This is a genomic window from Novosphingobium sp., from assembly GCF_049240505.1.
Lineage (GTDB): Bacteria > Pseudomonadota > Alphaproteobacteria > Sphingomonadales > Sphingomonadaceae > Novosphingobium.
Genome location: NZ_JBMLSM010000028.1, coordinates 1 through 13,676, shown reverse-complemented (window position 1 = coordinate 13,676; position 13,676 = coordinate 1). Strand labels below are relative to the sequence as shown.

Here is a 13,676-nt window from a genome sequence, read left to right as displayed (position 1 = left end):
TTATCTAACCTTCAGGCCCGCCGCTTTCAGCAATCGGCGCGTTTCATAGAGCGGCAAGCCCACGACGCCGGAATGGCTGCCCGAAAGCCAGTCGCAAAAGCCTTCGGCGCTGCCCTGTATCGCATAGCCACCGGCCTTGCCGTGCCATTCGCCGCCGTCGATGTAACCGTCGATCTCTTCTGCCGACAGGCGCTTGAATCGCACGATCGTTTCGGAAAGCGCCTCGCGCAGGGTGCCATCGGGCCGGATCACCGCGATGGCAGAGAACACCCGATGCCGCTTGCCCGAAAGCAGGGCAAGGCACGTCCGCGCAGTGGTTTCATCCTCGGCCTTGGGGAGAATGCGCGCGCCAGCGCCCACCACCGTATCGCCCGCAAGGATCAGGCAGCCCGGCGCAAGCGCCGCAGCCGCGCGCGCCTTTTCAGCGGCAAGACGCACGGCGTGATCGCGCGGACGTTCGCCTTTCAGGGGGGATTCGTCGATGTCGGTGGCGACGACGCGGGCCGGGCTGATGCCCAGACGGCCAAGAAGCTCAAGTCGCCGTGGGCTGGCCGAAGCCAGAACCAGTTCGGGAGAAGAGGGGGAGGCAGGCGAAGCGTCGCCCGCCATCAGAAGCCGCCGGGACCGCCGCGACCGGGCATGAAGCGATAGGTAATGCGACCCTTGGTCAGATCGTATGGGGTGAGTTCGACCAGCACTTCATCGCCAACCAGCACGCGAATGCGGTTCTTGCGCATCTTGCCAGCGGTATGGCCAAGGATCTCATGGTCGTTTTCGAGGCGGACGCGGAACATGGCGTTGGGCAGAAGTTCCACCACCTGGCCGCGCATTTCGAGGAGTTCTTCTTTCGCCATCGGCGGTTTCGAATGCCTTATGTGTGAGTATTTTGTGAGAACGCAGGAACCACCGGATGCGATCCATGCGCGAAGGATTCCGCGCCGCCCATAGCCGCGCTTGGCGCAAAAGGGAAGGGGGCAGCAAATCGGGCCATTCCCGGTTCAGGAAACGCGGGCCATGTCACGAGTTATGTTGCGGTGCGACAAACTGTTACCAATTGCGCATTGTTCGCAACAAGCCATTTGGCCACCACAAGTGTGACGCGAGAAGCGTGAAAATGGGCCGATGCCAATCCGGCGCAGGAATTATTGAGGGTATTGAGCGTGAACGTAAGAGCAGCGACATCGCTGGCAACATTGGCCTTCTGTCTCGCCGTGGCGAACCCCGCGCTGGCACGGGATGTCACTGCCGGAACCGACGATGCCGCACAGGAAACGGTCGATCCCGCCGAAGAGGAAGAGCAGATCGTTGCCGAACCCGGCCAGATCCTTGTCATCGCCACGCGCATCAAGGGGCAGGTCGATACCACGCAGCCGCCGATTGCCGTGCTCGATGAAGAGGCCATCGCATCCTATGGTGCGGGATCGTTGCAGGAACTCCTCGCCTCGCTTGCCCCGCAGACCGGATCGGGGCGCGGGCGCGGCAGCGGCGGGCCGGTTGTCCTGTTGAACGGAATGCGGATTTCGGGTTTCCGCGAAATGCGCGGCATTCCGCCCGAAGCCATCCGTCGCATGGAAATCCTGCCCGAAGAAGTTGCGCTGCAATATGGCTATCGCCCCGATCAGCGCGTGGTCAATTTCATCCTCAAGGACAATTTCAGCAGCGTTGGCAGCGAAACCGAGTTCCGTCTGCCCAGCGGTGGCGGCTTCACCGAGTGGGAACAGGAAGTCACGCTGACCAAGATTGCCAATGGCAATCGCATCAACATCACCGGCAAGCTGGAAGACGCCAGTCCGCTGACCGAAGCGGAACGCAACATCATTCAGCCTGCATCCCCGGCTCCGCTGGTACCCGGCGATCCGGCAGCGGCAGACTATCGCACGTTGCTTGGTGATACGAAGTCGGCCCAGATCAACGCAACGCTTGCCCGCGCGCTGGGTGCAGGCGCCGGGCTGAGCGTCAACCTGCTGGCACAGCGCGACAATTCGCGCACGCTCAATGGCCTGAACACCGTGACGCTGACTGATTCCACGGGCAGCTTCAGCCGCACGACGCTCGATCCCGCAGCCATCACCACCCGGCGACAGACTACGACGCTTCAGGCAGGCGCGGCGCTCAACAAGCCGCTCGGCACATGGAATCTTGCGCTGACGGCAGATGCCGGACACGTCGAAACGAAAAGCACGATCGACAACCGCGCCGATCTTTCCGGCCTGCAGGCGCTGGTCGATGCCGGATCGCTCACCGCATCGGGCGCGCTTCCCGCCAGCGCGATCATTCCCGGCGTGGCCGATCGTGCACTGTCGAAAACCGATTCGCTGACCAGCCTCGCCACGCTTACCGGGCGTCCGATGCGCCTGCCCGGTGGCGAAGTGGCGCTGACGCTAAAGGCAGGGTTCGATTATTCGGGTATCGAAAGCACCGACACGCGCAGCAGCACCGGCACGATCAACCTCAAGCGCGGCGATGCGCAGGGCGGGTTCAGCCTCGATCTGCCGATTACCAGCCGCAAGGAAGGGTTTGGTGCGGGGATTGGCGATCTTTCGCTGAACGCCAACGCCGAAGTGCATCACCTGTCGGATTTCGGCACGCTCTATAACTGGGGCGGCGGATTGACCTATCGTCCCACTGAAACGCTGTCGCTTCAGGCAAGCTATGTCGCGGCGGACAAGGCGCCGGGCCTCAGCGCGCTGGGCGGGCCGACCACAGTGACGCAGAATGTATCGATCTACGATTTCTCGCGCGGCGAAACGGTGCTGGCCACGGTCATTTCGGGCGGTAACCCGAATCTTGTGAAAGAGCGCCAGCGCGACTGGAAGTTCGGCCTGAACTGGAGCCTGCCCTTCCTCAAGGATTCGAGCTTCATCGCCGAATACTTCCGCAACCGCTCGACCAACACCACCAACAGCTTCCCGCTGCTGACCTCCGAAGTCGAAGCGGCATTCCCCGGCCGCGTTATCCGTGATGCCGATGGCCGCATCATTTCGGTCGATCAAAGCTCGGTCACCTTCGCCGAAGAGAAAGGCTCGCGCCTGCGCTACGGCCTCAATCTATCGGGCAATTTCGGAACGCCTGATCCCGCGATGGCGCAACGGCGCGGGCCTATGGGCGCGGCGATGGGCGCTGCCGGTGGACCACCGCCGGGCGCGGGCGGACCGCCTCCTGCCGGCGCGCCGCGCGCAGGCGCAGGTGGCCCCCCCGGTGGGGGTGGCGGCCCGCGTGGGCCGGGCGGCTTCAACGCCGACGGTCGCGGGCGGTGGAACCTTTCGATCTTCCACACCGTGCGCTTCCAGGAATCGGTGCAGATCGCGCAGGGCGGCACCGTGCTCAACCTGCTGGAAGGCGATGCAATCACCAGCGGCGTTGCGCGCCATTCGATCGAAATGGAAGGCGGCGGCTTCTATCGCGGCTTCGGCTTGCGCTTCAACGGCAGCTACACCGGTGGTTCGCGCATCGATGCCAGCGGGTTGCCCGGTTCCACCACACTGCGCTTCGCCCCCATCGCCACGTTCGACATGCGCCTTTTTGCCGACCTTGGCCGCAAGCCAAAGCTGGTCGAAAAAGTCCCCTTCCTCAAAGGTTCGCGCGTTTCGTTCTCGGTCGAAAACATCTTCAACGCCCAGCAGCGCGTGACCGACGATACCGGCGCAGTGCCCCTGCGCTACCAGCCCGGCTATCAGGATGCGCGGGGCACGGTGTTCGAGATCGAATTCCGCAAGCAGTTCTGATCTACCCAAATCCTCCCCGTTTTTGCGAAGCACAAATGGGGAGGTGGCAGCCCAAAGGGCTGACGGAGGGGCACCCACAAGACAAACGCCTGCACATGTGTTACGATGTGCACACTTGCCGCAAGGAGTGCGAAATGGGTGCCAGCACAACGATCACGATCCGGGTTACCCCTGATCTCAAGGAAAAGCTCGGCCGCCTTGCGCAGAACACGCGCCGCTCAAAATCCTATCTCGCTGCTGATGCGGTCGAAGCTTATGTGAATCGTGAACTGCAGATCATTGAAGGCATCCAGCGGGGACTGGCTGATATGGCGGCGGGCAGAGTGACGCCGCATGAAGAAGTGATGGCCAGAGTTGATCAGATCATATCCGAAGCGCGGCAGAAGCGAGTTGTGCGCAAGTGAGGCAAATAGTCTGGTCTGAAAACGCACGGGATGACTATTTCGAGATACTCAGTTATATTGCGGATGATGACCCTGACGCTGCTGAACGCATAGGTCACGCGATCGGGAAAACTGCAAACGGGTTGGGCGACTTCGCCACCGGTCATCAAGGGCGGGTTGCCGGGACTTACGAAAAATCGGTGAGCCGGCGTCCTTGCGTAATCGTTTATGCCCTCGGCGAAGACGATGCAGCGTTGACAATCCTTCGTGTCATCCACACGTCACGCAACTGGCTATCCGATGATTGGCCAGAATGACGAACTGACCAAATGCATTGAAATCCCTCACAAAATCTTCGAACGCCCCTGAACCCACGCCCTTGCGCGTTCCATGTTGCGTTCGCGTTCGTTGGCTTCATACCCGTCGGCGATGTGGCGCAGCGATACGACTTGCGCCAACGGCAGCTTCTCGTCGAACATCAGGCCTACGCGGCCATGCCGTGCCCAGCGGACCATGCCGAAGGCTTCGACATGTTCGCATTGCAGGATGGCAGACGCTCCTTCGGCAGGCAATTTGTCCTGTGGGATCAGGGCTGCGCCGGTTACGGAAAGATCCTCCAGAAAGCACTGCTGCGTGCCTGTCAGCAGCACCAGCCGCGCCGGAATGTGCAGGCGCACGCGCGCATCGGCGCGGCGACCGGGCACCACGGCGCCGCTGCGCGTTCCAAAGGAGGATGATGGTTTCCACGGCATTCACCAATTGTCGCGCAGCCGTGCTAATACCGCCAAAACGGACCATGCGGAAAAGCCCTTATCCAACCGGGGAAAGCCGTGGTTTCGGCATTGCTTGCAGGCGCTGAACGACTATCTGCAACTTATGGCCCGCAAGCCCGCATCCCCGCCCGATCGCGATACCGAACGCTTCCACGAAGATCGCGCAGCAACCACTGTGCGCGGCTCGGACAAGCCCGATATCGAACTGGGCGTTTCGGTCATCCGCGACACGGTGAACACGCTCAAGCCCAAGCCCGGCGTCTACCGGATGCAGGATGCCAAGGGCGACGTGCTTTATGTGGGCAAGGCGCGCGCGCTGAAGAACCGCGTGGCCAATTACACGCAGGTCGAACGCCTGCCCAATCGCCTGCGCCGCATGGTCAGCCAGACGCGCAGCATGACCATCGTCACCACCAATTCCGAAGCAGAGGCACTGCTGCTCGAAGCGCAACTTATCAAGCGCTTCCGCCCGCCCTACAACGTGCTGCTGCGCGACGATAAATCGTTTCCTTTCATCCTCTTGCGCGGCGATCATGCGTTTCCGCGCATCACCAAGCATCGCGGTGCGCGCAAGGCGAAGGGCAATTATTACGGCCCCTTTGCCAGCGCGGGCAGTGTGAACACCACGATCAATGCGCTGCAAAAGCTGTTCCTCCTGCGCAGTTGCAACGATGGCTTCATGGCACGGCGTGATCGGCCTTGCCTGCTCTATCAGATAAAGCGCTGCTCGGCCCCTTGCGTCGACCGCATTACCGAAGCCGATTACGGCGAACTGGTGCGTCAGGCGAAGGACTTCCTTGGCGGCAAATCCAGCGCGGTCCAGCGCGAGATCGAAGGGCAGATGCAGGACGCCGCCGAAGCGTTGGACTTCGAACGCGCGGCGATGCTGCGCGACCGTTTGCGCGCCGCCACCTTCATTCAGGGCAGCCAGGCCATCAACGCCGAAGGCGTAGGCAACGCCGATGTCTTTGCGATGGCGGTGAAGGGCGGGCAGGTGGCGGTGCAGGCCTTCTTCATCCGTGGTGGTCAGAACTGGGGTCACCGCGCGTTTTTTCCCAGCCATACCGAAGGGCTTGAGGAAACCGAGGTGATGACCGCCTTCCTCGCGCAATTCTATGAAGAAGTGCCACCGGCCCGCCTGATTCTGGTGGATCGTGAATTGCCAGAGGCCGAGCTTCTGTCCGAAGCCCTGTGCGAAAGCGCGGGCGGCAAGGTTGAGATATCGGTTCCCCAGCGCGGTGATCGGCGCAGGCTGATGGAGCAGGCGCAGCGCAATGCGGTTGAAGCGCTTGACCGGCGCATGGCTGAAAGCGGCACCAAGGCCAAGGTCATGCGCGAACTCGCTGAATTTCTTGAACTTCCCGAAGTGCCGCAGCGCATCGAGGTTTACGATAACAGCCACATTCAGGGCACGAATGCCTTGGGCGCGATGATCGTCGCGGGGCCGGAAGGCTTTGTAAAAGCGCAATATCGCAAGTGGAATATCAAGACCGCGCAGACCAACGACGATTTTGGCATGATGCGCGAAGTGATGACGCGGCGCTTTGGAAAAGTGCAGGAGGAAGACCCGGATCGCGACGGCGGCATGTGGCCCGACCTGGTGCTGATCGACGGCGGCAAGGGGCAGATGTCGGCGGTGAAGGAAGCTCTGGGCGAACTGGGCATCGAGGACCTGCCGCTGATCGCGATTGCCAAGGGGCCGCATCACGGGCGCGAGGGGCGCGAGGTGTTCCACTTTCCTGATGGGCGCGAAAAGATGCTCCCCGTCAATTCGCCGGTCCTGTTCCATCTGCAGAACATGCGCGACGAAGTGCACCGCTTCGCCATCGGCGCGCACCGCGCCAAGCGCAGCCGTGCGATCACGGCAAGCCCGCTGGATGAGATTCCGGGCATCGGCCCCGCGCGCAAAAGGGCGCTGCTGCTGCATTTCGGCACCGCCGGAAAGGTGCGTGCGGCAAGCCTCGATGATCTTCAACGCGCACCCGGCGTCAGCGGGACGGTGGCCCAGACGGTCTACGATTTTTACCATCCGAACGGGTGAACGGGCGCATTCCTGAAGTGCACCTAGATGCACCTAGATGCACCTAGGCGCACCTGACTGCACCAAGCGGTGCCTGAAAGCCGCAGAAAACAGGGTTTCCAGACCGGTAACTGCACTTGTTTGCGCGCTCTTCAATCTCCTCCTGTCTGGTGGATGACGGGACAGTCCCTGCGGTCGGGAACGTAGGGTTGGAGACGAGACTTATGACTTTCATGACCGGTCGGAAGACCGTGAGACTTGCGCTCGCCGCGAGCGCGTTGCTTGTCGGCGGGCCGCTTGTGGCGCAGGTTGCGAATGGTGTGGGGACGCCGTTCGAACTGGCTTTCTGGCAATCGGTGGCAGGCAGCGATGATCCGGCGGTTTATGACGCCTATCTGGCGCAATATCCGGCGGGCACGTTCAGCGGGCTGGCGAAGGCGAAAGTGGCGAGTCTGCGCGGCGGCGCTCCGGTAGTGAGCGCGTCGATGGCAGTTCCGGCTCCAACACCGGCTGCGGTCGCGCAACCGGCTGTTGCAAAGGCGGAAGGCGCGGCCCCCGCAAACACCGATGCGGCTTTGCTGAGCGAATTGGCGAAGTCGCAGGAGGTGGGAACGGGGGCGATGAAAGTCGTTTCTGCACAAGGATTTACTCTTCCCGTTCGGCCCGCTTTGCAGGACGTGGCGGACCTGCCGCTGCCCTCTTCCTTCTGCAGTGCCGAACAGCGCAACGCCTTTTACGAAACACGCTACAAACCCGTGCTGGAACTGGCGCGGGCCAACAATGCGGCGGCGATTGCGCACATGAAGATGTTGCAGGACGTTTATGACAGTCACCAGCTTTCGCGCGATCCTGCACCGATGAATGCGCTGGCCGCCGAGGCGCGGGATTACCAGCAGCAGGTGGCGACGATGACCTATAGCCGTCAGGAGGCGGTGGTGCGGCAGTTCGATGCGGTGATGGCGGTGCCGGTAAACGCCTGCCAACTGGCAGAGGTGGCGAAGTGAAGCGGCTAGGAGCGGCCATCGCATTGATTTCGCTGTCCTTCGGGCAGAGCGCGCAGGCGCAGGGCTGCCTTGATGGACAAACGCTGACGGCGGCGCGGCTGCACGAATTCGAAGCGATGATGATGGCGGTCAGCCTGCGCTGCCGCGCGATTGGCGTCGATATCAGCGCGGGATACGAAGCGATGGGAGCAACGCATCGCCCGGCATTTGCCGCAGCGGGGCGGCACCTGCGCACGTTCTTTGCCGATGTTCCGCACGCCTACGATGCCTACGCCACGCGGTTGGGCAATCGGTATGGCGGTGGCGCGACCGATCCGGCGCATTGCCGCAGCTTCGATGCCGTAGCGCGGAATCTGGCGGCGGCACCGGGCGTTGCGGCGCTGGGCAAGGTGGTTTTTGCAATGGTGACAGAGCCGCGCATCAGCGGCGCGACTTGCCAGAAGCCTTGATCAATCAGCCTTTTTCGGCGTGATCGGGCGGATCAGCCCTTCCTGCGCCACGCTGGCAACCAAACGACCGCCCTGCGTGTATATCCGCCCGCGGTTGAAGCCGCGCGCACGCCCCGCCCACGGGCTGTCACAAGCGTAGAGCAGCCATTCGTCAGCGCGGAAATCATCGTGGAACCAGATCGCGTGATCGAGGCTGGCTCCCATGATGTTGCCTTTTGACCAGCTTATGTCGTGCGGCAGGGTCGATGTGCCCAGCAGGGTCATGTCACTGGCATAGGCGAGCACTGCGCGGTGAATGCGCGGATCGTCGGGCAATGCGGCGACCGAGCGGAACCATGTGTGGGCTTTGGGTTCCTGCGGTCCTCCGCCCATCCAGTGACGCGCTTCGATAGGGCGCAGTTCGATGGGGCGGGGCTGCAGCATGATCTGGCGCTGGCGTTCGGTCATTCGATCCGCAAACTTGCCCCGCAGTTCCGCTTCGCTGGCAAGGCCGTCCGGCCCGGCGACATCGGGCATCGGTTCGGCGTGATAGCGGCCTTCTTCACGTTTGTGGAACGAGGCGACCATGTTGAGGATCGGCTTGCCCAACTGGCTGGCGACGATACGGCGGTTTGAGAACGACCCGCCATCGAGATCACGTTCCACCTTGAAATCGATCCCGTGATCTTCATCGCCGCCGCGCAGGAAATAGGCGTGGAGCGAGTGGACCGGGCGATCATCGGGCACGGTTCTTTCAGCGCTGGCCAGTGCCTGACCAATGACCTGTCCGCCGAACACGCGACCGACGCCGCCAATCTTGCGCGCACCTTCGAAGCGGTCGCCGCCGTGGTCTTTCACGTTCAGGAGATCGATCAGGCGGTCTACCAGTTCCTGCGGAGTCGGATTGTCGTTCTCGGTCATGATGGGTCCGATGAACCGAGTTTACGTGTGCGTCAATCGTCAGGTATCTGACGCTTAGCCACGGATGCGACGCAGCAGTCGCCAGCCAAAGGCTTTGGCGCGATTGGTGGCGGGCCAGCGGCCGGGCGCGCGCGGGCTAAGACCGATCTTGCGCAGCACGCTGTTGAAAGCGCGGGCATCGGCTTCGGCAAAGCTCCATTCCGACCGCCACGTGATCGAAAGCGAGACGGACGGGGCGGGGCCATTCTTGACGAAGTGCGGCGACATGACAGGCACATAGAGCGCCTCGCCGGGAGAGAGCGACCAGACCTTCCCGTGTGGCAGCAACTCATCCCGCCAATGGAGATCGCGCGGACCGCCGGTGTGGTAGCTCTCGTGCGTTGCGTCAGGGGCGAACAGCGCGTCGCCTGCGGGGAACATGGTCATCTGCTTTGACCCCATGAGCTGGAGCAGGATGTTGTGTTCGGGATCGAAATGATAGGGGGTGACGCCGTTCGGACTGGTGACGAAAACGAAGCCCTGTGGTTTGAGCATCGCGCCGGTGTGCGCCTCGATCGTGGGGCGCAATTCGTCCAGCAGGTCTATCAGCAGGTCAGCATAGGCAGGGCACTGTTCGATGTTCTTGAGCGCTGCCCAGCTTCCGGTGGTGGCGATGTTGCGAATGGTATCGCCGATCCCCATGCCATTGGCGGGCGCCTTTTCACCATTAAGGCCCAGCGGCAGTTCGGCACGGTTGTATTCGACCGAGCTTTGCCCAAGCGTTTCGCCAAGCGTGGCCAGCGCATCAAGCTGCATCAGCGGATGAAAGCCCAGCCGGTGAACCAGCTTGTGTGGCACTTCCGGGTAGGACGCGGTGAATGCTGCGCGCGACGTTTCATCGAATACGGCAGCGGGCGTGACCGAGGTGAAAGCGGGGTTGGGCATGTTCATCTGACAAGTCCCGTTGGATTGCGGCCCAGTTCGAGGGCAAGGAGGGCGGCAAATGCAGCGCGGTGAAAGGGGCCGCCGATAGCCACCGAAATGCGGCCAATCGGGCGGCGTTCGGTCCACAGGCTGTCGATCATCGGATGGTCGGGTGCAGCGCAGCTATCGCACCACTGGATATCCGGGCGCGAGAGCAGGGCGAGATTTTCGCGCTGGAGCAGCACACCGGGCGAAAACCGGGCATAGGTTTCATCGAACGCGGTCTTGAAGGAAAAACTGCCCGGCGGGGTGAGGAAATTGGCGAGCATGGCGATGGGGCGGCCATCAAGGTTGAGCGAAAGGCGTTCCAGCTTGCCCAGCGCGGCGGCTCCGGCCAGCGATTGGCGAAACAGCGTGGCAGTGGCAGGGCTGGAGGCAAGTGCGCTGCCACTGGCGCCTTTCCAGCCGCGATTTTCGAGATCGAGAAAGGCTTCGGTCCATTCGGGTAAGGCGCTGGTGCCTTCATGGCGTTCAAAGGCGAGGTCACCCTGTTCGGCAAGGCGCGCGTGCTGGCGGCGCAGTTCCTTGCGCTTCTTTCCGGGCAGTGCGCGTTCAAGATAAAGATCGGGCGGGAGCGGCGAATGCAGCAGGGCGCGCTGTTGGCGCATGACCAGTGCGGCCTTGCGACCTTCGCGTGCGGCAACATCGAACAATGCATGGGCCAGCGGGTGTTCCAGTGGCATGGCGGGCAGGTGGAGAAACAGCGCTGCGGCGTTGGGGCTTTCGTGGTCCGCCCAATCAAGCAGCGCCTGCCAGAACAGCACTTCACACCCCGCGCGCACCAATGGCGCACCAAGAAAGGCATTGGGGTGCAACCATGTGGCAAGATGGGGCAGCGGCCATCGGCCATAGCGGGTGGGCGTGGTCAGCGGCAGGAGGCCAATCAGCTCACCGCCGATTTCAAGCGTGAGCAGGCGAATTTTATCCGCCTGATCAAATACTTCGCACGAGGGGAGGAGATACCACGGTTCGAAGAAGGGGTTGGGCGTAGTCGCGGCATCGGCAAGTCCCTGCCATCGGGCACGGCATTCGGGCGTGGCCCATGCGCGCCAGGGATCAAGGCGCACACGCACCGCGCCAACAGGCACTGTCGGCAAGAGGCCGGAAGAGAAGGGAAAGGGCGGCGCGTTCAACTTCGAAGGATCTCCGAAGTCGTGTCTATCCGCCGAGGGGCGAAAACTCGGTTAACGCGGGGCGGGAAGTTTTGGATTGTTGGCGGGGCCACAGTCCGTTTGCTTCGGGGCTGCGTAACAACACTGAGGCCCCCGCCTGCGCGGGGGCGCCGAGACGTGGTGAACGAAGCGATATCAGCTGCAGCGGGGAGGGCCTTGCGACGGCTGCGTTTATAAACACGGCCTCGTCATTGCGAGGAGACGTAGTTGACGAAGCAATCCAGAGTCAGCGCAGAGGCACTCTGGATTGCTTCGCTACGCTCGCAATGACGAAAATTCGGGCATGGTTTTGCAAACGGCACAAGCTGCAAACGAAAAAGGCGCCCGGTTTCCCGGACGCCCTTTCGTATCGTTGCTGATCGCTAGGATCAGAGCGAATAGTACATGTCGAATTCGACAGCCGAAGGCGTGGTTTCCCAGCGCATCACTTCGGGCCACTTCAGTTCGATGTAGGCTTCGATCTGGTCCTTGGTGAACACGCCGCCCTGCAGCAGGAATTCGTAGTCAGCTTCAAGGCTTTCCAGAGCTTCACGGAGCGAACCGCAAACGGTCGGAACCTGGGCGAGTTCTGCCGGGGGCAGATCGTACAGGTTCTTGTCCATCGCCTCACCGGGGTGGATCTTGTTCTTGATGCCGTCAAGACCAGCCATCAGCAGCGCTGCATAGCACAGGTAGGGGTTGGCCATCGCATCGGGGAAGCGGAATTCGACGCGCTTCGCCTTGGCACCGGTGCCATAGGGGATGCGGCACGAAGCCGAACGGTTGCGCGCCGAATAGGCGAGCAGCACGGGCGCTTCGTAGCCCGGCACCAGACGCTTGTAGCTGTTGGTGGTCGGGTTGGTGAATGCGTTCAGCGCCTTGGCGTGCTTGATCACGCCGCCGATGAAATAGAGGCACATGTCCGACAGACCAGCATAGCCGTTGCCTGCGAACAGCGGCTTGCCACCGTCCCAGATCGACATGTGGGTGTGCATACCCGAGCCGTTGTCCTTCATGATCGGCTTCGGCATGAACGTGGCGGTCTTGCCATAGGCATGGGCGACCTGCTGCACGACATACTTGTAGACCTGCATACGGTCAGCCGTCTGCACGAGCGTGCCGAAGGTCAGGCCCAGTTCGTGCTGCGCCGAGGCCACTTCGTGGTGGTGCTTGTCGCAGGGGAGGCCCATTTCGATCATGGTCGAAACCATTTCGCCACGGATATCGACGCAGCTGTCAACCGGAGCGACCGGGAAGTAACCGCCCTTGGCACGCGGACGGTGGCCGAGGTTGCCGCCTTCGTAGTCCTTGGCCGAGTTGGTCGGCAGTTCGATATCGTCGATCTTGAAGCCGTTGCCGTCGTAGCCGTCGTAGAACTTCACGTCGTCGAACAGGAAGAATTCGGCTTCCGGACCAACATAAACGGTGTCGCCGAAACCGGCCGACTTCACGAAGGCTTCTGCGCGCTTCGCGGTCGAACGCGGATCGCGGGCATAGAGTTCGCCGGTCGAGGGTTCAACGATGTCGCAGCAGACGATCATCATCGGCGAGGCCGAGAACGGATCGATGAAGACCGAGTCGAGGTCGGGCTTGAGGATCATGTCCGATTCGTTGATGGCCTTCCAGCCTTCGATCGACGAACCGTCGAACATCAGGCCGTCTTCCAGTTCATCTTCGCCGATCAGGCCGGCGACCATCGTCAGGTGCTGCCACTTGCCCTTGGGATCGGTGAAGCGCAGATCGACCCATTCGATTTCCTCGTCCTTGATACGGGCGAGGATGTCCTTTGCACTTGCCATCGCTGGTCCTTCTTAATGCCCCCGGTGGAGAGGTGCGGGGGGTATTTTGGGGTGGTTGTTTTCTGGAGGCTTGCCCGTCCACAGGCCCACCCCCGCTATATCGCGCAATTCCGCCTTTGCAGAATTGCGCCAAATCAGGCCGTGATCGTCAGATCGCGTCGTCGTTGCGTTCGCCCGTGCGGATGCGCAGTGCGCTTTCAACCGGGATCACGAAGATCTTGCCGTCACCGATGCGGCCCGTCTGTGCGGCAGCGGCGATGGCTTCGACCACGCGGTCAGCCAGATCGTCGCTGATCACGACTTCGAGTTTTACCTTGGGCAGGAAATCGACGACATATTCGGCACCGCGATAAAGTTCGGTGTGGCCCTTCTGGCGGCCGAAACCCTTCGCTTCGGTGACAGTGATGCCGGACACGCCGATTTCGTGCAGCGCTTCCTTCACTTCATCGAGCTTGAAGGGCTTGATGATCGCTTCGACCTTTTTCACGTCGTTCAGACCCCTGCAACGC

The 13,676-nt window shown here is 62.0% G+C and carries 14 protein-coding genes; 6 read left to right on the top strand and 8 right to left on the bottom strand.

Going from position 1 to position 13,676, the window contains the following annotated elements:
- Both ACOVQ0_RS02815 and infA read right to left on the bottom strand, forming a co-directional pair.
- Positions 1 to 609 carry a Maf family protein gene (locus tag ACOVQ0_RS02815; RefSeq protein WP_421879990.1) on the bottom strand — a complete coding sequence of 203 codons (609 nt, stop codon included), beginning with the start codon at positions 607 to 609 and terminating at the stop codon, positions 1 to 3.
- Positions 609 to 854 (bottom strand): translation initiation factor IF-1, encoded by a 246-nt coding sequence (gene infA, locus ACOVQ0_RS02810; RefSeq protein WP_039338683.1) that lies wholly within the window; start codon positions 852 to 854, stop codon positions 609 to 611. The genes ACOVQ0_RS02815 and infA overlap by 1 nt, the downstream gene beginning before the upstream one ends.
- Positions 855 to 1,160: 306 nt before the next feature.
- Between infA and ACOVQ0_RS02805 the strand changes: the two genes are divergently transcribed.
- From ACOVQ0_RS02805 to ACOVQ0_RS02795, 3 genes are all read left to right on the top strand, one after another.
- Positions 1,161 to 3,725, top strand: coding sequence for a TonB-dependent receptor domain-containing protein (locus tag ACOVQ0_RS02805; protein WP_421879987.1), 2,565 nt, complete (start codon positions 1,161 to 1,163; stop codon positions 3,723 to 3,725).
- Positions 3,726 to 3,859: 134 nt separating this feature from the next.
- Positions 3,860 to 4,129 (top strand): CopG family ribbon-helix-helix protein, encoded by a 270-nt coding sequence (locus ACOVQ0_RS02800; protein WP_421879985.1) that lies wholly within the window; start codon positions 3,860 to 3,862, stop codon positions 4,127 to 4,129.
- Positions 4,126 to 4,425: a type II toxin-antitoxin system RelE/ParE family toxin gene (locus tag ACOVQ0_RS02795; RefSeq protein WP_421879983.1), complete on the top strand. Its 300-nt coding sequence runs from the start codon at positions 4,126 to 4,128 to the stop codon at positions 4,423 to 4,425. The genes ACOVQ0_RS02800 and ACOVQ0_RS02795 overlap by 4 nt, the downstream gene beginning before the upstream one ends.
- Before the next feature lie 27 nt (positions 4,426 to 4,452).
- Here the strand turns inward: ACOVQ0_RS02795 and ACOVQ0_RS02790 are convergent, their stop codons facing one another.
- Entirely contained in the window at positions 4,453 to 4,860 is a 408-nt protein-coding gene (locus tag ACOVQ0_RS02790; protein WP_421879981.1) for a PilZ domain-containing protein, read from the bottom strand.
- Between the two features lie 124 nt (positions 4,861 to 4,984).
- Between ACOVQ0_RS02790 and uvrC the strand changes: the two genes are divergently transcribed.
- The 3 genes from uvrC to ACOVQ0_RS02775 all read left to right on the top strand — a co-directional run bounded on the left by uvrC (position 4,985) and on the right by ACOVQ0_RS02775 (position 8,354).
- Positions 4,985 to 6,922 carry an excinuclease ABC subunit UvrC gene (gene uvrC, locus ACOVQ0_RS02785; RefSeq protein WP_421879979.1) on the top strand — a complete coding sequence of 646 codons (1,938 nt, stop codon included), beginning with the start codon at positions 4,985 to 4,987 and terminating at the stop codon, positions 6,920 to 6,922.
- Between the two features lie 203 nt (positions 6,923 to 7,125).
- Complete coding sequence (locus ACOVQ0_RS02780; protein WP_421879977.1) at positions 7,126 to 7,905, top strand: hypothetical protein; 780 nt, start codon at positions 7,126 to 7,128, stop codon at positions 7,903 to 7,905.
- Positions 7,902 to 8,354, top strand: coding sequence for a hypothetical protein (locus tag ACOVQ0_RS02775; RefSeq protein WP_421879975.1), 453 nt, complete (start codon positions 7,902 to 7,904; stop codon positions 8,352 to 8,354). Before ACOVQ0_RS02780 ends, ACOVQ0_RS02775 begins: the two co-directional genes overlap by 4 nt.
- On the opposite strand, the gene ACOVQ0_RS02770 is transcribed toward ACOVQ0_RS02775, so the two are convergent.
- From ACOVQ0_RS02770 to ACOVQ0_RS02750, 5 genes are all read right to left on the bottom strand, one after another.
- A complete protein-coding gene (locus tag ACOVQ0_RS02770; RefSeq protein WP_421879973.1) occupies positions 8,355 to 9,254 on the bottom strand; it encodes an acyl-CoA thioesterase in 900 nt (299 codons plus the stop codon).
- A gap of 54 nt (positions 9,255 to 9,308) precedes the next feature.
- Positions 9,309 to 10,184, bottom strand: coding sequence for a transcriptional regulator (locus ACOVQ0_RS02765; RefSeq protein ID WP_421879971.1), 876 nt, complete (start codon positions 10,182 to 10,184; stop codon positions 9,309 to 9,311).
- A complete protein-coding gene (locus tag ACOVQ0_RS02760) occupies positions 10,181 to 11,305 on the bottom strand; it encodes a GNAT family N-acetyltransferase (RefSeq protein WP_421880026.1) in 1,125 nt (374 codons plus the stop codon). Before ACOVQ0_RS02760 ends, ACOVQ0_RS02765 begins: the two co-directional genes overlap by 4 nt.
- Positions 11,306 to 11,757: 452 nt before the next feature.
- Positions 11,758 to 13,167: a type I glutamate--ammonia ligase gene (gene glnA, locus ACOVQ0_RS02755; RefSeq protein ID WP_421879969.1), complete on the bottom strand. Its 1,410-nt coding sequence runs from the start codon at positions 13,165 to 13,167 to the stop codon at positions 11,758 to 11,760.
- Positions 13,168 to 13,315: 148 nt separating this feature from the next.
- A complete protein-coding gene (locus tag ACOVQ0_RS02750; RefSeq protein WP_168852247.1) occupies positions 13,316 to 13,654 on the bottom strand; it encodes a P-II family nitrogen regulator in 339 nt (112 codons plus the stop codon).
- Positions 13,655 to 13,676 lie beyond the last annotated feature (22 nt).